The organism is Streptomyces sp. NBC_00289, assembly GCF_041435115.1.
Classification (GTDB): domain Bacteria; phylum Actinomycetota; class Actinomycetes; order Streptomycetales; family Streptomycetaceae; genus Streptomyces.
This window is the reverse complement of sequence record NZ_CP108046.1, coordinates 4426401-4449752: the sequence shown is the minus strand read 5'-3', so window position 1 is coordinate 4449752 and position 23352 is coordinate 4426401. Positions and strand designations below refer to the sequence as shown.

Here is a 23352-nt window from a genome sequence, read left to right as displayed (position 1 = left end):
GCAGGCGTGATCGATATCAACGAGTCCGTGATGCAGTTTCTTCTGGCGTTCATCGTGGTCGGCCCGCTCCTGGGTGCCGCCGCCGCTCTCCTGCCGGCCCCGCCCGGACTGAAGGGGAAGTCGCCGGAGCAGGCCGTGCTGCGGCACGGCGTGACCGTCACCGGCGTGGTCCTCATTGCCGTGATCGTGCTCGCGCTCGGCTTCGACCACGACCATCCGTCGAAGATGCAGGCCACGACCGACATCAGCTGGATCCCGGCGCTCGACGTACGCATCCACCTGGGCATCGACGGCATCTCCCTCCCCCTTCTGGTCCTGACCGCGTTGCTGACCTTCCTCTGCGCGCTCTACTCCTACTTCAAGATGCCTTCGGGCCCGTCCCCCAAGGCGTTCGTCGCACTCGTGCTCGTCCTCGAGTCCGGCACCCTCGCCACCTTCGCCGTCCTCGACCTGCTTCTCTTCTTCCTCGCCTTCGAGACGGTCCTGATCCCGATGTACTTCCTCATCGCCCGCTGGGGCGGTGCTCAACGGACCCAGGCCGCCTGGAAGTTCATCCTCTTCACCCTGCTCGGTTCGGTCGTCATGCTGCTCGGCCTGCTGCTGATCGGAATCAACGCGGGCACATTCGACATGGTGGCACTCGCCACTGACAACGGCTCGTCGCTGACCACATCAGTGCAGGTCACCGCCGTTCTGGCGATCGGGATCGGGCTCGCCGTCAAGACCCCGATGTGGCCCCTGCACAGCTGGCTCCCCGACGCCCACACCGCCGCTCCGACGGTCGGTTCGGTTCTGCTGGCCGGCGTACTGCTGAAGATGGGTACGTACGGGTTCGTCCGGATTCTCCTCCCGGTCGCACCGGACGGCTTCCGTACCTTCGCGCCCTACCTCGCCGCCTTCGCCGTCGTCGGGATCATCTACGGATCGCTGGCCTGCCTGGCCCTCGCCAAGCAGGGCGCGAAGGGCGACCTCAAACGCCTCATCGCGTACTCCTCCGTCGGCCACATGGGCTTCGTCCTGCTCGGTATCGCGACCATGACCCCGACCGGTGTGAACGGCGCCCTCTTCGCCAACATCGCCCACGGCCTCATCACCGGCCTCCTCTTCTTCCTGGTCGGCGCGCTCAAGGACCGCACCGGAACCACCGACCTCGACACCCTCGCCGACAAGACCGGCGCCGCCCTCTACGGCAAGACCCCACGGCTCGGAGGCCTCCTCGCGTTCGCCGCGGTCGCCTCGCTCGGCCTGCCCGGCCTCGCCGGATTCTGGGGCGAGATGCTGGCACTCTTCGGCGCGTTCAACCCGGCCGCCGACCTCAGCCGCCCCGCCTTCCTCACCTTCATGGCGATCGGCGCGTTCGGCACCCTCCTGACGGCCGCGTACATGCTCGTCGTGGTCCGCCGCGTCTGCATGGGCGCCGCACCCCAGGAAGCCCCGAAAATCGCCGACGTGCAGCCCTACGAGTTCGCGGCCTGGACGCCGCTCGTCGTCCTCACCGTCGTCGCCGGCCTGTGGCCCAAGGCACTGCTCGGCCTGACCGATCCGGCCGTGCAGCAACTTCTCGCAGGAGGCAGCCGATGAGCTCCGTCGTCCAGTCCGTCGACTGGCTCGCCATCGCGCCGCCCACCGTCACCGCGGCCGTCGGGCTCGTCGTCCTCGTCGCCGACCTGTTCGTCGACAAGGCCAGGAAGGCACTGCTCGGCTGGGTGTCCGTCGCGGGCCTCGCCGCCTCCGCGCTCCTCCTGCTGCCCCTCCTGGACGGCGACCGCAGCACCTTCTGCGCGACCGGCGAGGCCGGTCTGTGCAGTTACACGGCCGACCGTTTCACCCTCGTCATCCAGCTCCTGGTCCTCGGCGGAGCCCTCCTCGCCGCCCTCCTGTCGGTCACCACCCTCAAGGACGACGCCAAGGGGATGCCCGAAGGGGAGTACTGGTTCCTGCTGCTCTCCTCGGCCGCCGGCGCAGCTCTCCTGCCCGCCTCCCGCGACCTGGCGACCCTCGTCGTCGCCCTGGAAGTCGCCTCGCTGCCCGCCTTCGCCCTCGTCGGCCTCCGGCCAGGCGACCGCAAGTCCTCCGAAGCCGCCCTGAAGTTCTTCCTGTCCTCGGTCACCGCCACCGCGGTCAGTCTCATGGGCATCAGCTTCGTGTACGCCTCCACAGGCACCCTCTACCTGACCCGCATCGCCGACCGGATCCAGCACGTCGACGGGCAGCTCCACACCCTCACCCAGACCGGCGTCGTCCTCACCCTCGTCGGCTTCGCCTTCAAGACGGCCGCCGTGCCCTTCCACTTCTGGGTGCCCGACACCTACGTGGGAGCGCCCCTCCCGATCGCCGCCTACCTGTCGGTGGTAGGCAAGGCGGTCGGCTTCTCCGGCCTGATCCTCGTCACCGTCGTCGCCCTCCCGTCCTACGGCGACGTCTGGGGACCGGCACTCGCGGCGCTGGCCGCCCTCACCATGACCGTCGGCAACGTCGGCGCCCTGCGCCAGCAGGCCACGCGCGCGTACAGCGCGGTACGCCTCCTCGCCTGGTCGTCCGTCGGCCAGGCCGGCTACCTGCTGGTGCCGATCGCCGCCGCCGCGTACACCGAGGACGCCGAGAGGTCCATCGGCTCCACCGTCGCCTACGCCCTCATGTACGCGGCCGTGAACCTCGGCGCCTTCGCGGTGGCCGCGCTGGTGGGCCGCACCAGGGCCCTCAACCGCATCGCCGACTACCGCGGCCTCTACGCCACGAACCCCGTCGCAGCCCTCCTCCTGGCCTTCTTCCTGCTCTGCCTCGCCGGGCTGCCACCCGGCATCATCGGCCTCTTCGCGAAGGTCACCGTCTTCTCCGCCGCCGTCGACGCGGGTCTCGGCTGGCTCGCCGTGGTCATGGCCGTCAACGTCGTGATCGCCCTCTTCTACTACCTCCAGTGGACGGCCCTGCTCTTCCGCGCTCCCGAGGGCGAACCCGTCAAGCACCGCGCCCCCGCACCCCTCACGGCCGCGATCACCCTGACCGCGCTGCTCGCCATCGCCCTCTCCGGAGCCCCCCAGCTCGTCCTGCGCTTCGCCGACACCGGACTGTTCTGACGCGCGAGCAGACCCACTGAGGCACCGCTCCGCGCTCACCCGTACCGCCCGGTGCTTTCGGCACGCGCGCGTGGGGCACCCGAACCGGCACGCGCGCGTGCCGCCGCACACCGTCGGCATCACCCGGACGGACCACGCGCGCCGCCGTACGCACAAGGGAACTAGTAATCCCCGCCTGGCGTTGACCAGTACGGGAGGGTCCACTGGACGTGACACCACGGCACCGGTGGCAACGGAGATCGACGAACAGGATCAGCAGGCAAAGGGTTCCCCTGCCGCACCACTTGGAGGGCGTACCGTGCACCGCCGGCACAACGGGCTCAGGACCGCAGTCCTCCTCGGGGGACTGTCCGCACTCATCATCCTCATCGGCAGCTTCTTCGGCCGGATGGGGCTGATCATCGCGGTCCTCGTAGCCCTGGGCACGAACGCGTACGCGTACTGGAACAGCGACAAACTGGCTCTACGCGCGATGCGTGCCCGACCGGTCAGCGAGTTCGAAGCCCCGGCCCTGTACCGCATGGTCCGTGATCTCTCCACCCAGGCCCGCCAGCCCATGCCCCGCCTCTACATCTCCCCGACGGAGGCCCCCAACGCCTTCGCGACCGGCCGCAACCCGCGCAACGCCGCCGTGTGCTGCACGGAAGGCATCCTGCGCCTTTTGGACGAGCGCGAACTGCGCGGCGTCATCGGCCACGAACTCAGCCACGTCTACAACCGCGACATCCTGATCTCGTCGGTCGCCGGCGCCCTCGCCTCCGTGATCATGTTCCTGGTCAACTTCGCCTGGCTCATCCCGATCGGCCGCTCGGACGACGACGACGGCCCCGGTCTCCTCGGCATGCTGCTCATCATGATCCTCGGCCCGCTCGCCGCCAGCGTCATCCAACTGGCCATCAGCCGCTCCAGGGAGTACGAGGCCGACGCGTCCGGCGCCCAGCTCACCGGCGACCCGCTCGCCCTGGCCGGCGCCCTGCGCAAGCTCGAACTCGGCACGAAACAACTTCCACTGCCCCCTGAGCCCCGGATCGAGACCGCGAGCCACATGATGATCGCGAACCCCTTCCGCCCGGGTCAGGGAATCTCCAAGATGTTCTCGACGCACCCGCCGATGGCGGAGCGCATCGCCCGGCTCGAGAAAATGGCAGGTCGCCCCCAGTGAAAACCATTCTGAACGTCATTTGGCTCGTCCTGAGCGGCTTCTGGCTGTTCCTCGGATACCTGGCCGCAGGCTTGCTGCTGTGCATCACGATCATCGGCATCCCCTTCGGCATCGCGGCCTTCCGCATCGGCGTCTACGCCCTGTGGCCCTTCGGGTACACCACGGTCGAACGCCGGGACGCCGGAGCGCCCTCCTGCGTCGGCAACGTCCTGTGGCTGGTCCTCGCGGGCTGGTGGCTCGCCCTCGCCCACATCGTCACCGGCATCGCCCTGTGCATCACGATCATCGGGATCCCGTTCGGCATCGCCAACTTCAAGCTGCTCCCCGTGTCGTTGCTCCCTCTGGGACGCGAAATCGTGCGCACGGACGAGCCGTTCGCGACACGCTGACATCGGCGGCTCTCACTGCTGCCGGGCCGACCGGGGCCGGGTCTCTCACGGCCCGGCCGGCCACGACCAGCTGTGGCCGGTCATGGCCGACGACTCCCCGACGCTTCCCTTTTCCACAGCCAATCGGTTTTCCACAGCCCGGTTGTCCACAGGGTGATGGTTGTCCACAGGCCGGACCGACTGTCGGCGCCGCCCGGCATGATGAATCCATGACCGAGATCGAGCAGTTGCCGACAGCAGTGGGGGAACGGCTGGACACCTGGGCCGCATTCCGCATACCCGCGGCAGCCGTACAGGCGCCCTGAAAGGCCACCGGAGCCCGCCCCGCGCTGTCCGCCTACCGCCCCGCCAGTCCTCGCCGTGCGCCGTACGCGATCACGCCCAGCACGAGCACTCCCGCACCCGCTACCACCGAAGCCGCCGGCAGCGCGAAGGCCAGCACGACGCACCCCAGCAACCCGACGGCCGGCACCACCCGGGCCGCCGGGGCGGACCCGAGCGTCCAGGCCGACGCGTTGGCCACCGCGTAGTACGCGAGCACACCGAAGGAGGAGAACCCGATCGCGCCCCGCACGTCCACGGTGGCCGCCAGGACCGCGACCACCACACCGACGGCGAGCTCCGCCCGGTGCGGCACCTGGAACCGCGGATGGACGACGGCCAGCGCACCCGGCAGATGCCGGTCCCGCGCCATGGCCAGCGTGGTCCGGGACACGCCCAGAATCAGGGCGAGCAGCGACCCCAGCGCGGCTACCGCGGCACCCACCCGCACCACCGGCACGAGCCCGGGCACCCCGGCCGCCCGCACCGCGTCGGCCAGCGGCGCTTCCGCGTGACCGAGACCACCGGCTCCCAGCACCGAGAGGACAGCCACCGACACACAGGCGTACACCACCAGCGTGATCCCCAGGGCCAGCGGGATCGCACGCGGAATGGTGCGGGCGGGATCCCGTACCTCCTCACCCAGGGTCGCGATGCGCGCGTAGCCGGCGAACGCGAAGAACAGCAGACCGGCCGCCTGCAGCACCCCGTCCGGGCCTCCCGAGACTCCCGCGTCCAGCCGTCCCGCGTCGGACGCCCCCGACCCCAGGCACACCACGACCACGGAAGCGAGGACAGCCAGGACGACCGCCACGATCGCCCGGGTCACCCAGGCGGACTTCTGGACACCGCCGTAGTTCACCGCGGTCAGCGCCACCACCGCGGCGACCGCCACCGCGTGCGCCTGACCCGGCCAGACGTAAGCGCCCACGGTGAGCGCCATCGCCGCACAGGAGGCCGTCTTGCCGACCACGAACGACCAGCCCGCCAGATAACCCCAGAACTCACCGAGCCGCTCACGCCCGTACACATAGGTACCGCCCGACGCCGGGTACAGAGCGGCCAGGCGAGCCGACGACGTGGCGTTGCAGTAGGCGACTACGGCCGCCAGCGCGAGCCCGAGCAGCAGCCCGGACCCGGCCGCGCCCGCCGCGGGTCCCAGCACGGCGAAGATCCCGGCACCGACCATGGAGCCCAGCCCGATGACGACGGCGTCGCCGACGCCCAGCGTGCGCCGCAGTTCGGCACCGGAGAGACTCATGTGCCGCACCCTACTGACCGGTGCAACCACCGGGTGCCGGCCTGACGTCCTCTCCCTCAACAGAGCACGAACAAGCGCGCGACCGACGGTGTGTACGCGCGCGACAAGCAGGGCGCCCGAACCACGGGCACAGTCCGCCCTGGACCGAAAGCACAGTGTCGGGACAGTGCGGGCACAGCACGAGAGGGCAGGTTCACCGCATGAGCATCATCAGCTGGATCATCCTGGGACTGCTGGCCGGAGCCATCGCCAAGGTTCTGCTGCCCGGCCGTGACCCGGGTGGCTTCATCGGTACCACCCTCATCGGCGTCGCCGGCGCGTTCATCGGCGGCTGGATCTCGGCCCGCTGGCTGGACCACCCGATCAGCAAGCAGTTCTACGACGGTGCCACCTGGACGGCGGCGATCGGCGGCTCACTCGTCCTCCTGATCGCCTATCGCCTCCTGTTCGGCAACTCACGCGACTGAGAACCGAACGTGAACGAACGCGACCGGACCGACCATGCCCGAGCATGAAGGGCACGACCGGGCGCACCCCTCGACCCGCGGCCAGCAGGCGAGAAGGGTGGACACCCGACGGCAGACCGCCGGGTGCCCACCCTTCCTCGTACGAGCGCCGCGCTCGGACCACCGGCTACCGGTAGTTCACGAACTGCAGGGCGAACTCGAAGTCCTTGCCCTTCAACAGGGCGATGATGACCTGCAGGTCATCACGGCTCTTAGAGCTGACGCGCAGCTCTTCGCCCTGCACCTGGGCCTTCACGCCCTTCGGGCCCTCATCACGAATGATCTTGGCGACCTTCTTCGCGTTCTCCTGGGAGATGCCCTCCTCGATGGACGCGAAGATCTTGTACTCCTTGCCCGAGAGCTGGGGCTCGCCCGCGTCCAGCGCCTTCAGCGAGATCCCGCGCTTGATGAGCTTGGACTGGAAGACGTCGAGGACGGCGTTCACCCGGTCCTCGGAGTTCGCTTCCATGAGGATCTTGTCACCGGACCAGGAGATGGAGGCGCCCACGCCCTTGAAGTCGTAGCGCTGCGAGATCTCCTTGGCGGCCTGGTTGAGGGCGTTGTCGACCTCCTGCCGCTCGACCTTCGAGACGATGTCGAAACTGGAGTCGGCCATGTCCTGTGGCTCCTTGTATCGGTGTGCGTATCAGGGTGCGTATCGGCGTACCTGGGGGCGACCGCCGAGCCCGGCGTCACCCGGGCCGCATCCGGACCAGCCTAGCCACCCGAGGTCCCCCGGGCGCAGATCAATCGGGTGGCGAAGCACCCCTCCGTATCGGGTATCGTTTACGTCGTTGCCACGGAGCGCCGCCGAAAGACGGTTCGAAGGGCAGCAAACCCCAGGCGGTGTGCCCGAGCGGCCAAAGGGAGCAGACTGTAAATCTGCCGGCTTAGCCTTCCCAGGTTCGAATCCTGGCGCCGCCACACGACCGAAAGGGTCTGTGACCAGCAGCAATGCTGATCACAGGCCCTTTCGTCGTTGCGGAGCCCGGCGTTCCAGAGGTTGGTATGCCGACGCGGGGCGCAGGCGGCTGCGTGGCGAAGATCATAAAAGCGAAAGGGTGCCCGTCCTCCCTCTGGGGGCGACCCGGGTGAGACGGCCGGCTCGGCGCTTGGCTGGACACCGTGCACACCCCACGGCCGAATCATGGGCATCGAGCACCGAGGTCACGTGCGAGCGGCCGCTCCTGGTTCGGCCGGAGGCGCGGTGCCTGCGGCCGGGCTGTGGCCGTGCGGACGTTCTGCTGGATGCGGAATCTCGTGAGGCCCGGGCGGCCCGGGAGTGTGTTCGTCGGTTGGGGCCGTGGGACGGCCTCCCGCGGGCCCTCGTCGGGCGCGAACCCCTGCCCGCTCGGGGCACACTGACACCATGTCCACTCGTCGCAGGCGCTGTCCCGAATGCCGTCGCGAAATCGCCGTCGTGGCCGGTCGGTTCGCGCGGCACGACCCGCCCGGCGCACGCGGGAGCGGGGAACTTGTCTCGTGCCCCGGCTCGCGCAGGCAGGCGGAACTCGGGTCGACGCAACCGTCGTTGGACGGATACGTGGTCCCGGAGTTCCCCGGCCAACTGCCCCTGTTCTGAGACCTGCCCCTGAAACCCGTCCCTGTTCTGAGACGCATCGACAAGCCGCGGCGCTACGTCAGTTCCCGGCCACCGACTTCACCGCCACCGACACCGGTGTCGACCCGCTGACCACCTCCAGGATCAGGCCGGCCGTCGCCGTGGTGTCCACCAACTCGGCCAGTACGGCGGCCACGTCGTCGCGCGGGATGCTTCCCCGCCCCGTGTGCGCCTCGAGGCGTACGAGGCCGGTACCGGCGTCGTTCGTCAGCGAACCCGGACGCAGGATCGTCCAGTCGAGGGCGTCCAGTCCGCTGACGTACGCGTCGGCCTCGCCCTTGGCGCGCAGGTACACGTCGAAGACCTCGTCGCCCTCGTGTGCGGGATCGGCGCCCATGGACGACACGACCACGTGACGGCGAACGCCCGCGCGGACCGCCGCGTCCGCGAAGAGGATCGCCGCGTCGCGGTCCACCGTCTCCTTGCGGGACGCCCCGCTGCCCGGGCCCGCACCGGCCGCGAAGACTGCGGCGTCGGCGCCCTGGAGATGGGCCGCGACCTCCTCGGTCGAAGCCGACTCCAGGTCCAGCAGGACCGGTTCGGCGCCGGCCTCCCGCAGGTCGTCGCTCTGTTCGGCCTTGCGGATGAACCCCGCGACCTCGTATCCGCGCGCGGCGAGCAGGCGCTCCAGCCGCAACGCGATCTGACCATGACCACCAGCGATGACAATGCGCATGTTTCCGACCGTACGCCCGGACGGCCCCATCCGCCGCACGGCCGCAGTCATGTCCCCACGGGCTCACCACTCCACTCACCAGCACCCACCAGTCGGCCTCTCGGGTCCCGACCCGCCGCTCCACCACGGCCAACCGCTCCGCCCCCGGGTCCAGACCCGCCGCTCCACCCGGGCCCACCAGTCCGCCCCCGGGTCCCGCCCCTCCGCTCCATTCGGGCCCACCGCTCCACCCCCGGGACCGTTCTCCAGGGCTCACCTTCCGGCGTCCCCGGGCTCACCACTCGCTCCCGCGGTCTCAGAACTCCGCTACCGGAGCCCCGGCACTCCGCTCCCGCGGCAGCAAGGACCCACCGCTCCCGCGGCAGCAAGGACACTCCGCTCCCGCGGCAGCTGGGACACATCGCCCCGCAAGGCTCGCAACACCACGCCGCCGACCGCCCGCCGCCGCCCTGTGCCCTGCGGCTCAGGACACTTCGCCCCGCCCCTGCCGCGGCAGTCCCGGCTCCGCCGTGGCGGCCGAGCCGCAGTACTCACGTACCGCACTCGTCCGCGCCACCACCCGCCCCTGGTGTACGACGACCCTGCTGTACGCCAGCGACAGCGCGCCCGCCAGTCCGTCTCCGCGCACCGCCAGGAGCTCGGCCGGGAAGCCGGCCTCCACCCGCACCTCGGGCAGCCCCAGCACCGCCCGCGCCGACCAACTCACCGCCTCGTACGCCTCCTCGGGGCGCAGCCCGTACCGCGAGGCAAGCAGATAGGCCGCTTCGAGCGGGTCGCCGCGACCCACCGGATTCGACACGTCGCGCAGGGCGCCGCTGCCGGCGGCGACCCGTACTCCGGCCGCGCGCAGCAGCCGTACCGGAGCGGTGCCCCGCCGGTCGACGGCGCCGCAGCCGCCCTGGGGCAGGCAGACGACCGCGACGCCGGCCGCCGCGAGTTGGTCCGCGGCCCGCGCGGCCACCTCGGTGGGCAGCCGGGCCAGGCCGCCGCAGGGGCCGAGGGTCACCCCGGGGCGCAGTCCTCCCGCCATCGCCGCGATCCGGGCGAGCCGGGCCGGGTCGGCGCCGTCGGTGTGCAGGTCGACGGGGCAGCCGTGCTCGGAGGCGACCTCCAGGACGGCTTCCACGTATCCCGTCGGATCGGGGTCCGTGTCCGGGCAACCACCGACCACGGCGGCGCCCATTTTGACCGCCTCCCGCAGTATCGCGAGCCCGTCGGCCCCGGCCACGCCGGTCAGCACCCTCGGCATCGCCACGGCCGCGAGATCGGTGAGCCCGCGCAGCGAACGCCGTGCCTGCAGTACGGCGGCCAGCGCGCCCAACCCCTGGACGTCGCCCACGTGTACGTGGGCCCGCAGCGCGGTCGCGCCGTGTCCGAGTTGCAGCAGGGCCGCCTCCGTGGCGCGGCGCTGGACGTCCTGGGCGTCGTACGAGACGGGCCCGTCGTCGTCGGCCGCCAGCGCGGTGTCGCTGTGGGCGTGCGGCTCGGCCGGGGCCGGCAGCAGGAGAAAGCCGGTGAGGTCTACGCGCGTGCTGTGACCGTGCGCTCCGCCCACCGCCAGGCTGCCGGCCGTGCCGACCGCCTCGATACGCCCGCCGCCCAGCCGTACATCCACGCTCCGGCCGTCGGTGAGCCGGGCCCCGCACAACAGCAGGGCCGCCGCGTCGGCCTGCCCCGCGGAACCCCGCGCGCCCCACAAGCCCGACGCCCCGGAGAAGCCCGAGGAACCCGACGGTCCGGATCTGTCCGAAGCCCCTGAGGAAGAGGACCGGCCCGACGGCGAGTGAGGCGGCTGCGGCTGGCTGTCGGGCATCGCGCTCCAGGGGGCTCGGGGACTGCTCACAGGGGGACGCAAGATCACGCAGAGTGAGTCGAGCCTAGGGTGACGACCCGTCCGGTTCGGGGAGGAGGGTAATAGTCGTACCGGTGTGGTCCTGTGTGGCCAGGGCTGCGGGAGAGGCTCACGGGGCGTCCGGAAGGCCCCCGGAACCGGGTTCGACGGCGGCCCCGAAACGGATTTGGGTGAACGGCGGCCGAGCGTGTAATGTCTTCATCGCTCGCCCCAATAGCTCAGTCGGTAGAGCGTCTCCATGGTAAGGAGAAGGTCTACGGTTCGATTCCGTATTGGGGCTCTGGTGTGAGAGGTTCCCGCCGCAAGGCGGGAACTGATCGCATCACAGCGGTGTAGCTCAGTCGGTAGAGCAAGCGGCTCATAATCGCTGTGTCACCGGTTCAAGTCCGGTCACCGCTACTGACAGTAGCCGATTGCGGGGTCGGTCCTTCGATCGGCTACTCTTTTATGCGTTGAACCCTGTCCCATCCGTTCGTCAAGGAGCACTCACGTGGCTGCCACCGACGTCCGCCCGAAGATCACGCTGGCCTGCGTGGAGTGCAAGGAGCGGAACTACATCACCAAGAAGAACCGGCGTAACAACCCGGACCGACTGGAGATGAAGAAGCACTGCCCGCGTTGCAAGGCGCACACCGCGCACCGCGAAACGCGATAATTTCAGGCTCGTACACGAGGCCGTCCCCGCAGTCTGGGGGGCGGCCTCGTGTCGTTTCGGTACCGGTTACCGACCGGTTCTGACCGACTACAGGCCGGCGACGGCAGGCCGGTCACGGCCGGTCAACCACGACGGGCCGGTCACGGTCGGTCAACCACGACAGGTCAATCACGGCCGGTCGATCACGGCAGGTCAATCACGGCAGACCTCAGGTGCAGGTCGGCCACGGCAGACAGCAGGAGGTGCCGAGCCATGGCGCTCGACCAGTCCTTCGTGGGGCGGACCTACCCGCCCACCGAGCCCTATGAGGTGGGCCGGGAGAAGATCCGCGAGTTCGCGGAGGCGGTGGGGGACGCCAACCCGGCGTACACGGACCCGGAGGCCGCGAAGGCGCTCGGGCACCCCGACGTCGTCGCTCCGCCTACCTTCGTCTTCTCGATCAGCTTCAAGGCCGCCGGGCAGGTCGTCGAGGACCCGCAACTGGGCCTGGACTACAGCCGTGTGGTGCACGGCGACCAGAAGTTCGCCTACACCCGCCCGGTGCGCGCCGGTGACCGGCTCACCGTCACCTCGACCATCGAGGCGATCAAGTCCATGGCGGGCAACGACATCCTGGACATCCGCGGCGAGGTCCACGACGAGGCCGGCGAGCACGTCGTGACCGCCTGGACCAAGCTGGTGGCCCGCGCGGCCGGGGAGGCGTGAACAGATGACAGCGAAGATCGCTTACGGCGATGTCGAGGTCGGTACCGAACTGCCCGCGCAGACTTTCTCCGTGACGCGCGCCACGCTCGTGCGGTACGCGGGAGCCTCCGGGGACTTCAACCCGATCCACTGGAACGAGAAGTTCGCCAAGGAGGTCGGGCTGCCGGACGTCATCGCGCACGGCATGTTCACCATGGCGGAGGCGATCCGCGTGGTCACCGACTGGGCCGGCGACCCGGCCGCGGTCGTCGAGTACGGGGTGCGCTTCACCAAGCCCGTCGTCGTCCCCAATGACGACCAGGGCGCCACGATCGAGGTCAGCGGCAAGGTCGCCGTCAAGCTCGACGACAACACGGTCCGAGTGGACCTCACGGCGACCAGCGCCGGCCAGAAGGTGCTGGGGATGTCCCGGGCGGTCGTACGGCTGGCCTGAGCGCTTGGGCAGGAGAGGGTGCTGAGGTTCGGGTAAGGGGCGTCCTCCATGGCGGGGCGTCCCTTACGTGTTTCTGTCCCCCTACCCGCCCCAACGGTTGGTGTGGTGGTGGCGTTCCGTAGGACACTTCCCGTGGCAGCCGTCCATAGAGCCTTGACGTAGTTAGTGATTGAGTACTAACTTAGCCGCATGGTCAGGATGAGCGCAGAAGAGAGGCGCGAGAGCGTCATTCGTGCGGCGACGACCGAGTTCGCCCGCGGCGGCTACCACGGGACGTCGACCGAGGTGATCGCCAAGCGTGTCGGTGTCTCGCAGCCGTATCTCTTCCGGCTCTTCCCGGGCAAGAAGGCGATCTTCCTGGCGGCCGCCGAGCGGTGCGTGGAGGACACCATCCGTACCTTCGAGGAGGCGTCCGACGGGCTCTCGGGGGAAGAGGCCCTGCATGCCATGGCGAACGCGTACACCAAGGTCATCGCGGAACACCCCGAGCGGCTGATGATGCAGATGCAGATGTACGTGGCGGTGGCCGCCGCCGAGCAGGCCGGTGACCACGAGTTCGGCGAGACGGTACGGGCCGGCTGGATGCGGTTGTGGGACACCGTCCACCTGCCCCTCGGCGCCGACGTGAACGAGACGACGACCTTCCTGGCGTACGGCATGCTCATCAACTGCCTGGTGGGCATGGGGTTTCCGCCCGAGCACCGGGTCTGGGAAGGGCTCTACCCGTCGGCGCGGCTGACGGGCCGGCTCGAGGCGTAGAAGGGCCGGATCGAGCCGCAGGGGGGAGGAGTGCGGCACGCGGGATCAGTGAAGGAAGGCATTTTCAGGGCCTCTCTCTGAGCGTAAAAGTTAGTCATCAATAACTAATCAAAATCGTGATCACTCTCTGGGGGAGCGATGTCACAGCAGACCGAACCTCGCGGGGGAGCCGTCTGGGCCCTCGTCATCACCAGCGTCGCCGGGTTCATGGCGGCCCTCGACAACCTCGTCGTCACCACCGCCCTGCCCTCCATCCGCAAGGATCTCGGCGGAGCGATGGACGACCTGGAATGGACCGTGAGTGCCTACACGCTCACCTTCGCCGTCCTGCTGATGTTCGGCGCGGCGCTCGGTGACCGGTTCGGCCGTCGCCGGCTCTTCCTCGTCGGACTCACCGTCTTCACCGGCGCCTCCGCCGCCGCGGCCATGGCGTCCGGCATCGACGCCCTCATCGCCGCCCGCGCGGTCCAGGGCGTCGGCGCCGCGATCATGATGCCCCTGACGCTGACCCTCCTGACCGCCGCCGTGCCCGCCGCCAAGCGCGGGATGGCGTACGGCATCTGGGGAGCCGTCAACGGACTCGCGGTGGCCTCCGGACCGCTGATCGGCGGCGCCCTCACCGAACACATCTCCTGGCACTGGATCTTCTGGCTGAACGTCCCGCTGGGCCTGGCCCTGCTGCCGCTGGCCCGCCTCCGCCTCGCCGAGTCGCACGGCACCGGCGCCCCGCTCGACATCCCGGGCACCCTGCTCGCCAGCGGCGGCCTCTTCGGGATCGTCTACGGCCTGGTCCGCGGGCCCGCCGACGGCTGGAGCAGCTCCATGGTCCTGACCGGCCTGTTCGCCGGAGCCGCGCTGCTCGTCGGCTTCGTGCTCTACAGCGTCCGCGCCAAGAACCCCATGCTGCCGATGCGGCTGTTCCGCTCCCGGGCCTTCACCGGCATCAACGTGGCGAGCCTGCTGATGTTCCTCGGCATGTTCGGCTCGATCTTCCTGCTCAGCCAGTACATGCAGGGCGTGCTCGGCTACTCGCCCACCGAGGCGGGCCTGCGGATGCTGCCCTGGACCGGTATGCCGATGATCGTCGCGCCGATCGCCGGCATCCTCTCCGACCGCGTCGGCGGCCGCCCGGTCGTCGCCACCGGCCTCTTCCTCCAGGCCGTCGGCCTCGGCTACATGGCCGCCGTGGTCACCGCCGACGCCTCCTACGCGATCCAGCTGCCCGGCCTGATCATCAGCGGCATCGGAATGGGCCTGTACTTCGCCCCGGCCGCCAACCTGGTGATGTCCAGCGTTCTGCCCAGGGAACAGGGCGTCGCCTCCGGCGCCAACAACGCCCTGCGCGAGGTGGGCGGCGCGCTCGGCATCGCCGTCATGGCGTCGATCTTCTCCGCCCAGGGCGGCTACGAGAGCGGCCAGGCGTTCGTCGACGGACTGCGCCCCGCGCTGATGACCGGTGGCGTGGTGGTGGCACTCGCCGGATTCGCGGCGCTGGCCATCCCGGCCCGACGTCCCGACGTCCCCGCCGAGAACGCGACGGCGCAGGCCCCCGCCCGAGTCCCCGAGACCGCCGCCTCCCACTGACCCCTGGCCCCCGTGGCCCCCCGGCCCACTGATCGAGTGACCGGCTGACGCACAGAGCCACCGCCCGACCACTGCTTCGCGACACCGAGAGGAGCCCGACGTGCCCACCCTTCCCTGGACCGTGCCGAACACCCCGCCCCGGTCCACCGACGTCCATGTCTTCGCCTCCCGTTTCGAGACCCGCACCGTCTGGGGAGCGCTCCGATTCCTGGCCCGCACGCCGGGAGTGTGGCGGCAGGTGAGCAGCGCCCCCGGTGCCTACGGGGCATCCCTCAGGGCACAGCCGTTCCGGCGGACCTTCTGGACCCTCTCCGCCTGGGAGTCGGCCGAGGCGCTCAAGGACTTCGCCCGTACGGGCACCCACGCGCCGACGTCCAGGGGGCTGGCCGCGCAGATGCGGGACGCGAAGTTCGCCACCTGGACGACGACGAGCGACAGCCTTCCGGTGGACTGGAACGAGGCGTTCCGGCGCCTTGGCTGACTTCGCCCGCGCGAGCATGCGCGCGTGGACACGAGGAAACGGCTCGGCCCGACGGCCGGGCCGTTCCCGGTGGCTTGGGACGGTCGGGGCTGTCAGTGCCGTCTCGTAGTCTTGGGCGCGTGCAGGAACTCCACGACGCCCCCCTCGCCCCGCTGACCACCTTCCGGCTGGGCGGCCCCGCCACCCGGCTGGTCACCGCGCAGACCGACGCCGAGGTGATCGCCGCCGTCCGCGAGGCCGACGACAGCGGCACGCCCCTGCTGCTCATCGGCGGCGGCTCCAACCTCGTCATCGGGGACAAGGGCTTCGCGGGCACCGCGCTCGTGATCGCCACCAAGGGCTTCGCCCTCGACGGCACCCGGCTGGAGCTGGCCGCCGGCGAGGTGTGGACCGACGCCGTCGCCCGCACCGTGGAGGCCGGACTCGCCGGTGTGGAGTGCCTCGCCGGCATCCCGGGCTCGGCGGGCGCCACCCCCATCCAGAACGTGGGGGCGTACGGCCAGGAGGTCTCCTCGACGATCACCGAGGTCGTCGCGTACGACCGCGTCGCCCGCGAGACGGTCACCGTCCCGAACGCCGAGTGCGCCTTCTCGTACCGCCACAGCCGCTTCAAGGCCGACCCCGAGCGGTATGTCGTCCTGCGGGTCCGCTTCGAGCTGGCGGACGCGGACGGACTGTCCGCACCGCTCAAGTACGCCGAGACGGCCCGCGCCCTCGGCGTGGAGCCCGGCGACCGCGTGCCCCTGGGCAAGGCCCGCGAGACCGTGCTGAAACTGCGCTCCGGTAAGGGCATGGTCCTCGACCCCGAGGACCACGACACCTGGTCGGCGGGGTCCTTCTTCACCAACCCGATCCTCACCGACGAGGAGTTCACGGCGTTCCACGCGCGCGTGCGGGAGCGGCTCGGCGCGGAGACGCAGCCCCCCGCCTACCCGGCGGGGGAGGGGCACACCAAGACCTCCGCCGCCTGGCTGATCGACAAGGCGGGCTTCACCAAGGGGTACGGCACCGGACCCGCCCGCATCTCCACCAAGCACACCCTCGCCCTCACCAACCGCGGTGCGGCCAGCACCGAGGACCTGCTCGCGCTGGCCCGTGAGGTCGTCGCCGGGGTGCGCGAGGCTTTCGGGATCACGCTGGTCAACGAGCCGGTGACGGTCGGGGTCAGCCTCTAGGCACCCGCTCAGGCGGTCAGCCAGTCGTCCACGCCGGCCAGCAGCTTCTCCCGCATGTCCTCGGGTGCCGCCGAGGCCCGGATCGACTGGCGGGCCAGTTCCGCCAGCTCCGCGTCGGTGAACGCGTGGTGGCGGCGGGCGATCTCGTACTGGGCCGCCAGGCGGGAGCCGAACAGCAGGGGGTCGTCGGCGCCCAGCGCCAGAGGCACCCCGGCGTCGAACAAGGTCCGCAGGGGGACGTCCGCCGGCTTCTCGTACACGCCGAGGGCCACGTTCGACGCCGGGCAGACCTCGCAGGTGATCCCCCGGTCCGCCAGCCGTTTCAGCAGGCGTGGGTCCTCCGCCGCCCGCACCCCGTGGCCCAGCCGGTCCGCGTGCAGGTCGTCCAGGCAGTCGCGCACGGACGCGGGGCCGGTCAGCTCGCCGCCGTGCGGGGCGGACAGCAGGCCACCCTCCCGCGCGATGGCGAAGGCACGGTCGAAGTCCCGCGCCATGCCCCGGCGTTCGTCGTTCGACAGGCCGAAGCCGACCACTCCCTGATCCGCGTAGCGCACGGCCAGGCGGGCCAGCGTCCGGGCGTCCAGGGGGTGCTTCATACGGTTCGCGGCGACCAGGACCCGCATGCCGAGGCCCGTCTCGCGCGACGTCGTCCGCACCGCGTCCAGGATGATCTCCAGCGCCGGGATCAGACCGCCCAGCCGAGGGGCGTACGACGTCGGGTCCACCTGGATCTCCAGCCAGCCGGAGCCGTCCTTGACGTCCTCCTCCGCGGCCTCCCGCACCAGGCGCTGGATGTCCTCCGGCTCCCGCACGCACGAGCGCGCCGCGTCGTACAGGCGCTGGAAGCGGAACCAGCCCCGCTCGTCGGTGGCCCGCAGCTTCGGTGGCTCCCCGCTGGTCAGCGCCCCGGTCAGCGCGTCGGGCAGCCGCACGCCGTGCTTGTCGGCCAGTTCCAGCACGGTGGTGGCACGCATCGACCCGGTGAAGTGCAGGTGCAGATGGGCTTTGGGCAGCTCAGAGACATCACGTACACGCTCCATTCCGGAATCCTGCCGCACCTGCCCGCCCTCCCGGTAGCGCTTTCCCCGATCGTGGTCTTGCTCGCACGAAGACACGAAGAAGCGGGCCGCCTCCCCGAGGGAAACGGCCCGCCGGCCCGCTCGCGGTGAGCGGGCTCAGTCCGTGGCCTCCGCCAGCAGCTTCTGGATCCGGCTCACGCCCTCGACGAGGTCCTCGTCACCCAGGGCGTACGACAGCCGCAGGTAGCCCGGTGTGCCGAACGCCTCACCCGGGACGACCGCGACCTCGACCTCCTCGAGGATCAGCGCGGCCAGCTCCACCGTGTTCTGCGGGCGCCTGCCCCTGATCTCCTTGCCGATCAGCGCCTTCACCGAGGGGTACGCGTAGAAGGCGCCCTCGGGCTCCGGGCAGAGCACGCCCTCGATCTCGTTGAGCATGCGCACGATCGTCTTGCGGCGGCGGTCGAAGGCCTCGCGCATCTTCGCGACCGCGTCCAGGTCGCCGGAGACCGCGGCCAGGGCCGCCACCTGCGCCACGTTGGACACGTTCGACGTGGCGTGCGACTGCAGGTTCGTCGCTGCCTTGACGACGTCCTTCGGGCCGATGATCCAGCCGACCCGCCAGCCGGTCATGGCGTAGGTCTTCGCGACGCCGTTGACCACGATGCACTTGTCGCGCAGCTCCGGCAGGATCGCGGGCAGCGAGGTGAACGTGGCGTTGCCGTAGACGAGGTGCTCGTAGATCTCGTCGGTCAGCACCCACAGGCCGTGCTCGACGGCCCAGCGGCCGAGCGCCTCGGCGTCCTCGGCGCTGTAGACCGCGCCGGTCGGGTTGGAGGGGGAGACGAACAGGACGACCTTCGTCTTCTCCGTGCGGGCCGCCTCCAGCTGCTCCACCGAGACGCGGTAGCCGGTCGTCTCGTCCGCGACGACCTCGACGGGGACACCGCCGGCCAGACGGATCGACTCCGGGTACGTCGTCCAGTACGGAGCCGGGACGATGACCTCGTCGCCCGGGTCGAGGATCGCGGCGAACGCCTCGTAGATGGCCTGCTTGCCGCCGTTGGTGACGAGGATCTGCGAGGGGTCGACCTCGTAGTTCGAGTCGCGCAGGGTCTTCGCGGCGATCGCGGCCTTCAGCTCGGGCAGACCACCGGCCGGCGTGTAGCGGTGGTACTTGGGGTTCTTGCAGGCCTCGATCGCGGCTTCGACGATGTAGTCCGGGGTCGGGAAGTCCGGTTCACCGGCGCCGAAGCCGATCACCGGACGACCGGCGGCCTTCAGGGCCTTGGCCTTGGCATCCACGGCGAGGGTGGCGGACTCGGAGATCGCGCCGACGCGGGCGGAGACCCGGCGCTCGGTGGGAGGGGTTGCAGCGCTCATGGCCCCATCGTTTCAGACCGGAAACGCCCCCGGCACGCGGGTTTCACAGACTGAACAACAACTGAACAACCGTCCGGATTCGCCCTCCATGCTGGGCGATCTTCCGTGGACAAGGCCCGTACGGGCGCTTTCTGTTCGACGCCCGGCCACAGACCACGTACACTCTCACCTCGTTGGCCTTCTGCGGGCTGCGCTCAGCCGGTGCACACCGTGCACCCGGTTGGATGCGGTACGTTGGGGGACACACAAAGGGTCGTAGCTCAATTGGTAGAGCACTGGTCTCCAAAACCAGCGGTTGGGGGTTCAAGTCCCTCCGGCCCTGCTACACACACTCCTTCGCCAGGATGTGTGCGCATGCACGTACAGTAATGCACCGCCGTGCGGCTCAGACCGGGCGCGGCACGGCCACGACCCGGAATCAGGTGAGGACGAGTGACGGACGCCGTGGGCTCCATCGACATGCCTGATGCCCAGGATGAGGCGCCGGAGTCCAAGAAGACTCGCAAGGGCGGCAAGCGCGCGAAGAAGGGCCCGCTGAAGCGCCTCGCGCTGTTCTACCGTCAGGTGGTCGCGGAGCTCCGCAAGGTCGTATGGCCTTCGCGCAACCAGCTGACGACCTACACGACCGTGGTGATCGTCTTCGTCATCATCATGATCGGCCTGGTCACCGTGATTGACTATGGGCTCGATCACGCCGCCAAGTACGTCTTCGGCTGAGCCAAGAGCGAAGGGCGCCGTCACCGGCGCCCCTTTCGCGTGTTCCACCCCCATGTAACGAGGAAGAAGCAGCCACCGTGTCTGACCCGAACGTGAACGAGGCCGTCGAGCCGGACGAGTCCGTGGATGACGAACTCGACATCGTCGAGGGCGCGGACGAGGCAGACGAGTTCGAGGCTGCGGAAGCCGCACTGGGCGAGCCCGCCGAGGAGACCGCCCTCCACGTCGAGGACGAGTCCGGCGAGGACGTCGAGGACGAGGACGTCGACGCTGCCGACCTGGCAGTTTCCGATGAGGCCGACGAGGCCGAGGAGCCGGCGGAAGAGCCGGAGCCGGTCGACCCCGTCACCGCCCTGCGCGAGGAACTGCGCCTCCTGCCCGGCGAGTGGTACGTCATCCACACCTACGCCGGTTACGAGAACCGCGTGAAGACCAACCTCGAGCAGCGTGCCGTCTCGCTGAACGTCGAGGACTTCATCTTCCAGGCCGAGGTGCCGCAGGAAGAGGTCGCGCAGATCAAGAACGGCGAGCGCAAGACCATTCGCCAGAACAAGCTCCCCGGCTACGTGCTGGTGCGCATGGACCTGACGAACGAGTCCTGGGGCGTCGTCCGCAACACCCCCGGCGTCACCGGCTTCGTGGGCAACGCCTACGACCCCTACCCGCTGACCTTGGACGAGATCGTCAAGATGCTCGCCCCGGAGGCCGAGGAGAAGGCCGCCCGCGAGGCCGCCGAGGCCGAGGGCAAGCCGGTTCCGCAGCGCAAGGTCGAGGTCCAGGTGCTGGACTTCGAGGTGGGCGACTCGGTCACCGTCACCGACGGCCCGTTCGCCACGCTGCAGGCGACCATCAACGAGATCAACCCCGACTCCAAGAAGGTCAAGGGCCTGGTCGAGATCTTCGGGCGCGAGACGCCCGTCGAGCTCTCCTTCGACCAGATCCAGAAGAACTAGCACCTTCTGGACGTACGTCTTCCGAGCAGGTCAGACAGGCTCTCGCAGCAGGTCTGACCTGCTCGGTTTTTGGCCGCGCACAGATACCCGTTATCGTTGTGCGGTATGCCTCCATCCGGATCATTGGCCCGGGCGCAGGCAGCCGTCCGGGGCGACTCGGACGTAGGTAGGCGAAAACGAAAGAGGACCCGGAATGCCTCCCAAGAAGAAGAAGGTCACGGGGCTCATCAAGCTCCAGATCAACGCCGGTGCGGCGAACCCGGCCCCGCCGGTCGGCCCCGCGCTGGGCCAGCACGGCGTGAACATCATGGAGTTCTGCAAGGCCTACAACGCGGCGACCGAGTCGCAGCGTGGCTGGGTGATCCCGGTGGAGATCACGGTCTACGAGGACCGCTCCTTCACCTTCGTCACCAAGACCCCGCCGGCCGCGAAGATGATCCTCAAGGCCGCCGGTGTCGAGAAGGGCTCGGGCGAGCCGCACAAGACCAAGGTCGCCAAGATCACCGAGGCGCAGGTCCGTGAGATCGCCACGACTAAGCTCCCCGACCTGAACGCCAACGACCTGGACGCCGCGTCGAAGATCATCGCCGGCACCGCCCGTTCCATGGGCATCACGGTCGAGGGCTGATCCCCAGCCCCGTAGCACCTTCGTAGCACCGTGGCAGGGCCTGCTCGGCCCCAACCACGACTCCTCAAGACACACAGGAGCAGTAGTGAGCAAGCGCAGCAAGTCCCTCCGCGCTGCGGACGCCAAGATCGACCGGGAGAAGCTCTACGCCCCGCTCGAGGCCGTCCGTCTCGCCAAGGAGACCTCCACGTCCAAGTTCGACGGCACCGTCGAGGTCGCCTTCCGTCTGGGTGTCGACCCGCGCAAGGCCGACCAGATGGTCCGTGGCACCGTGAACCTCCCGCACGGCACCGGCAAGACCGCCCGGGTCCTGGTCTTCGCGACCGGCGACCGTGCCGAGGCCGCGCGTGCCGCGGGCGCCGACATCGTCGGCTCCGACGAACTCATCGACGAGGTGGCGAAGGGGCGTCTGGACTTCGACGCCGTCGTCGCCACCCCGGACCTCATGGGCAAGGTCGGCCGCCTCGGCCGCGTGCTCGGTCCCCGTGGTCTCATGCCGAACCCCAAGACCGGCACCGTGACCCCGGACGTCGTCAAGGCCGTCAACGAGATCAAGGGCGGCAAGATCGAGTTCCGCGTCGACAAGCACTCGAACCTGCACTTCATCATCGGCAAGACGTCCTTCGACGACACCAAGCTGGTGGAGAACTACGGCGCGGCGCTGGAGGAGATCCTCCGTCTGAAGCCGTCCGCCGCCAAGGGTCGGTACATCAAGAAGGCCGCGATCAGCACCACGATCGGCCCCGGCATTCCGATCGACTCGAACCGCACCCGCAACCTCCTCGTCGAGGAGGACCCGGCCGCGGTCTGAGCCTGACGGCTCACCACATCCGGTCACGGGCCCCGCAACCTTCGAGGTTGCGGGGCCCGTCCCCTTTGTCGGTACGGGTGTCGGTGCCCTGCGCTAGCGTGCGGGCAGGCACAGGATTCGCATAGGGGTGGGACGAATGAAGAGCACGACCGTGCGCCGCGTGACCCTGTCCATAGCGGCACTGACCGCGCTGACCGCAGTGGCCGCCTGCAACTCCGCCGACTCCCCTAACTCCTCCGGGAGATCCGGGAACTCCGGCACGGGCGACCAGGGGTCCGGCGGGACCTCGGGCGGGGGCTCCGCGCGTCTCAGTCCCATGGCCGCCCTGCGCACCGCGGAGAAGTCCACCGACGCGGCCGACTCCGCCAAGGTCGAGTCGACCACCACCATGGGCTCGCTGATGTCCATGACGGCCGACGGCGCCCTCGGCTGGGGCGACGGCCTCTCCGGCACCCTGACCATCACGTACACCGGCGGCACGATCGCCGACACGATGCGCAGGCTCGGCAGCACGTCCATGGAGGCGCGCTACCTGCCCGACGCCTACTACGCCAGGATGGGCGAGAAGTTCGCCGCGCAGACGGGCGGCAAGCACTGGATCCGATACCCGTACGACGAACTCGAGGCACTCGGCGGCAGCTCCGGCGCCTACCTCAAGGACCAGATGCAGAACACCACCCCCAACCAGTCGGTGAAGCTCCTGCTGGCCTCCGGGGACGTACGGAAGACCGGCACGGAGAAGGTGCGCGGTGAGGACACCACGCACTACTCGGGCACGGTCGACGTCGCCGAGCTGACCGGTGCGAACTCCGGCCTCGACAAGAGCAAGCTGGCCGACCTGAAGAAGCAGCTCGAGCAGGCCGGGGTCACGACCGAGACCGTCGACATCTGGGTCAACGACCGGAACCTGCTGGTCAAGAAGGTCGAGAAGGGCCGGATGACGACCGGGGAGCTGACCCAGACCGCCTACTACAGCGACTACGGGGTGCGGGTCTCGGCCGAGGAGCCGCCGGCCGGCGACACCGAGGACTTCACGGCGCTGATGCGGCAGCAGGGCGCGACCGGCGGGACCGGCGCGACGTCCTGAGCCGCTCCGGCGACCCCGGGCGCCCGCGGGCCAGGGGGCCGGCAGGGAGGGCCGAAGTCGCCTGCGAACAGGGGGAATTCGGAAGACCATTCGAGTC

General features: G+C 69.7%; 24 protein-coding genes and 4 tRNA genes. 22 read left to right on the top strand and 6 right to left on the bottom strand.

Features of this window, described 5'->3' with window-relative positions; translation table 11 throughout:
• Window positions 1–6 precede the first annotated feature (6 nt).
• From OG985_RS20155 to OG985_RS20140, 4 genes are all read left to right on the top strand, one after another.
• Complete coding sequence (locus tag OG985_RS20155) at window positions 7–1581, top strand: NuoM family protein (RefSeq protein ID WP_371669724.1); 1575 nt, start codon at window positions 7–9, stop codon at window positions 1579–1581.
• Complete coding sequence (locus OG985_RS20150) at window positions 1578–3077, top strand: NADH-quinone oxidoreductase subunit N (RefSeq protein ID WP_371669723.1); 1500 nt, start codon at window positions 1578–1580, stop codon at window positions 3075–3077. Before OG985_RS20155 ends, OG985_RS20150 begins: the two co-directional genes overlap by 4 nt.
• Before the next feature lie 298 nt (window positions 3078–3375).
• Window positions 3376–4239: a zinc metalloprotease HtpX gene (htpX, locus tag OG985_RS20145; RefSeq protein WP_371669722.1), complete on the top strand. Its 864-nt coding sequence runs from the start codon at window positions 3376–3378 to the stop codon at window positions 4237–4239.
• A complete protein-coding gene (locus OG985_RS20140) occupies window positions 4236–4628 on the top strand; it encodes a YccF domain-containing protein (RefSeq protein ID WP_371669721.1) in 393 nt (130 codons plus the stop codon). The genes htpX and OG985_RS20140 overlap by 4 nt, the downstream gene beginning before the upstream one ends.
• Window positions 4629–4965: 337 nt before the next feature.
• On the opposite strand, the gene OG985_RS20135 is transcribed toward OG985_RS20140, so the two are convergent.
• Entirely contained in the window at window positions 4966–6210 is a 1245-nt protein-coding gene (locus OG985_RS20135) for an APC family permease (RefSeq protein ID WP_371669720.1), read from the bottom strand.
• A 200-nt stretch (window positions 6211–6410) separates the two neighbouring features.
• Between OG985_RS20135 and OG985_RS20130 the strand changes: the two genes are divergently transcribed.
• Window positions 6411–6677: a GlsB/YeaQ/YmgE family stress response membrane protein gene (locus tag OG985_RS20130; RefSeq protein WP_371669719.1), complete on the top strand. Its 267-nt coding sequence runs from the start codon at window positions 6411–6413 to the stop codon at window positions 6675–6677.
• Between the two features lie 166 nt (window positions 6678–6843).
• On the opposite strand, the gene OG985_RS20125 is transcribed toward OG985_RS20130, so the two are convergent.
• Window positions 6844–7332: a YajQ family cyclic di-GMP-binding protein gene (locus OG985_RS20125; protein ID WP_371669718.1), complete on the bottom strand. Its 489-nt coding sequence runs from the start codon at window positions 7330–7332 to the stop codon at window positions 6844–6846.
• A 226-nt stretch (window positions 7333–7558) separates the two neighbouring features.
• Between OG985_RS20125 and OG985_RS20120 the strand changes: the two genes are divergently transcribed.
• A tRNA-Tyr gene (locus OG985_RS20120) sits at window positions 7559–7640 on the top strand.
• A gap of 445 nt (window positions 7641–8085) precedes the next feature.
• Window positions 8086–8298 carry a hypothetical protein gene (locus OG985_RS20115; RefSeq protein ID WP_371669717.1) on the top strand — a complete coding sequence of 71 codons (213 nt, stop codon included), beginning with the start codon at window positions 8086–8088 and terminating at the stop codon, window positions 8296–8298.
• Between the two features lie 58 nt (window positions 8299–8356).
• Here the strand turns inward: OG985_RS20115 and OG985_RS20110 are convergent, their stop codons facing one another.
• Window positions 8357–9013 (bottom strand): SDR family oxidoreductase, encoded by a 657-nt coding sequence (locus OG985_RS20110; RefSeq protein WP_371669716.1) that lies wholly within the window; start codon window positions 9011–9013, stop codon window positions 8357–8359.
• Between the two features lie 463 nt (window positions 9014–9476).
• Window positions 9477–10826, bottom strand: coding sequence for an amidohydrolase family protein (locus OG985_RS20105; RefSeq protein ID WP_371669715.1), 1350 nt, complete (start codon window positions 10824–10826; stop codon window positions 9477–9479).
• A gap of 246 nt (window positions 10827–11072) precedes the next feature.
• On the opposite strand from OG985_RS20105, the gene OG985_RS20100 reads away from it, so the two are divergent.
• The 9 genes from OG985_RS20100 to OG985_RS20060 all read left to right on the top strand — a co-directional run bounded on the left by OG985_RS20100 (window position 11073) and on the right by OG985_RS20060 (window position 16657).
• Window positions 11073–11145, top strand: a tRNA-Thr gene (locus tag OG985_RS20100).
• A gap of 46 nt (window positions 11146–11191) precedes the next feature.
• Window positions 11192–11264, top strand: a tRNA-Met gene (locus OG985_RS20095).
• Between the two features lie 91 nt (window positions 11265–11355).
• On the top strand, window positions 11356–11520 hold the full coding sequence (gene rpmG, locus OG985_RS20090) for a 50S ribosomal protein L33 (RefSeq protein ID WP_006347275.1): 165 nt from the start codon (window positions 11356–11358) through the stop codon (window positions 11518–11520).
• Between the two features lie 252 nt (window positions 11521–11772).
• Window positions 11773–12225: a MaoC family dehydratase N-terminal domain-containing protein gene (locus OG985_RS20085; protein ID WP_371669714.1), complete on the top strand. Its 453-nt coding sequence runs from the start codon at window positions 11773–11775 to the stop codon at window positions 12223–12225.
• A gap of 4 nt (window positions 12226–12229) precedes the next feature.
• Window positions 12230–12658, top strand: coding sequence for a MaoC family dehydratase (locus OG985_RS20080; RefSeq protein WP_371669713.1), 429 nt, complete (start codon window positions 12230–12232; stop codon window positions 12656–12658).
• A 189-nt stretch (window positions 12659–12847) separates the two neighbouring features.
• A complete protein-coding gene (locus tag OG985_RS20075) occupies window positions 12848–13417 on the top strand; it encodes a TetR/AcrR family transcriptional regulator (RefSeq protein WP_371669712.1) in 570 nt (189 codons plus the stop codon).
• A gap of 138 nt (window positions 13418–13555) precedes the next feature.
• Window positions 13556–15001: a DHA2 family efflux MFS transporter permease subunit gene (locus tag OG985_RS20070; RefSeq protein ID WP_371669711.1), complete on the top strand. Its 1446-nt coding sequence runs from the start codon at window positions 13556–13558 to the stop codon at window positions 14999–15001.
• Window positions 15002–15101: 100 nt separating this feature from the next.
• Entirely contained in the window at window positions 15102–15482 is a 381-nt protein-coding gene (locus tag OG985_RS20065) for a DUF3291 domain-containing protein (RefSeq protein WP_371669710.1), read from the top strand.
• Between the two features lie 119 nt (window positions 15483–15601).
• Window positions 15602–16657: a UDP-N-acetylmuramate dehydrogenase gene (locus OG985_RS20060; RefSeq protein ID WP_371669709.1), complete on the top strand. Its 1056-nt coding sequence runs from the start codon at window positions 15602–15604 to the stop codon at window positions 16655–16657.
• Window positions 16658–16665: 8 nt separating this feature from the next.
• Here the strand turns inward: OG985_RS20060 and OG985_RS20055 are convergent, their stop codons facing one another.
• Window positions 16666–17697, bottom strand: a complete 1032-nt coding sequence (locus tag OG985_RS20055) for an adenosine deaminase (protein ID WP_371669708.1) — start codon at window positions 17695–17697, stop codon at window positions 16666–16668.
• Window positions 17698–17832: 135 nt separating this feature from the next.
• Complete coding sequence (locus OG985_RS20050; RefSeq protein WP_371669707.1) at window positions 17833–19059, bottom strand: pyridoxal phosphate-dependent aminotransferase; 1227 nt, start codon at window positions 19057–19059, stop codon at window positions 17833–17835.
• 249 nt (window positions 19060–19308) lie between these two features.
• On the opposite strand from OG985_RS20050, the gene OG985_RS20045 reads away from it, so the two are divergent.
• The 6 genes from OG985_RS20045 (at window position 19309) to OG985_RS20020 (ending at window position 23255) form a co-directional block, all read left to right on the top strand.
• A tRNA-Trp gene (locus OG985_RS20045) sits at window positions 19309–19381 on the top strand.
• 110 nt (window positions 19382–19491) lie between these two features.
• Window positions 19492–19776 (top strand): preprotein translocase subunit SecE, encoded by a 285-nt coding sequence (gene secE / locus OG985_RS20040; protein WP_371669706.1) that lies wholly within the window; start codon window positions 19492–19494, stop codon window positions 19774–19776.
• A gap of 77 nt (window positions 19777–19853) precedes the next feature.
• Window positions 19854–20729: a transcription termination/antitermination protein NusG gene (gene nusG / locus OG985_RS20035; protein ID WP_371669705.1), complete on the top strand. Its 876-nt coding sequence runs from the start codon at window positions 19854–19856 to the stop codon at window positions 20727–20729.
• 193 nt (window positions 20730–20922) lie between these two features.
• Window positions 20923–21357, top strand: coding sequence for a 50S ribosomal protein L11 (gene rplK / locus OG985_RS20030; protein WP_005481290.1), 435 nt, complete (start codon window positions 20923–20925; stop codon window positions 21355–21357).
• 85 nt (window positions 21358–21442) lie between these two features.
• On the top strand, window positions 21443–22168 hold the full coding sequence (gene rplA / locus OG985_RS20025) for a 50S ribosomal protein L1 (RefSeq protein WP_371669704.1): 726 nt from the start codon (window positions 21443–21445) through the stop codon (window positions 22166–22168).
• A gap of 136 nt (window positions 22169–22304) precedes the next feature.
• Window positions 22305–23255 carry a hypothetical protein gene (locus tag OG985_RS20020; RefSeq protein ID WP_371669703.1) on the top strand — a complete coding sequence of 317 codons (951 nt, stop codon included), beginning with the start codon at window positions 22305–22307 and terminating at the stop codon, window positions 23253–23255.
• Window positions 23256–23352 lie beyond the last annotated feature (97 nt).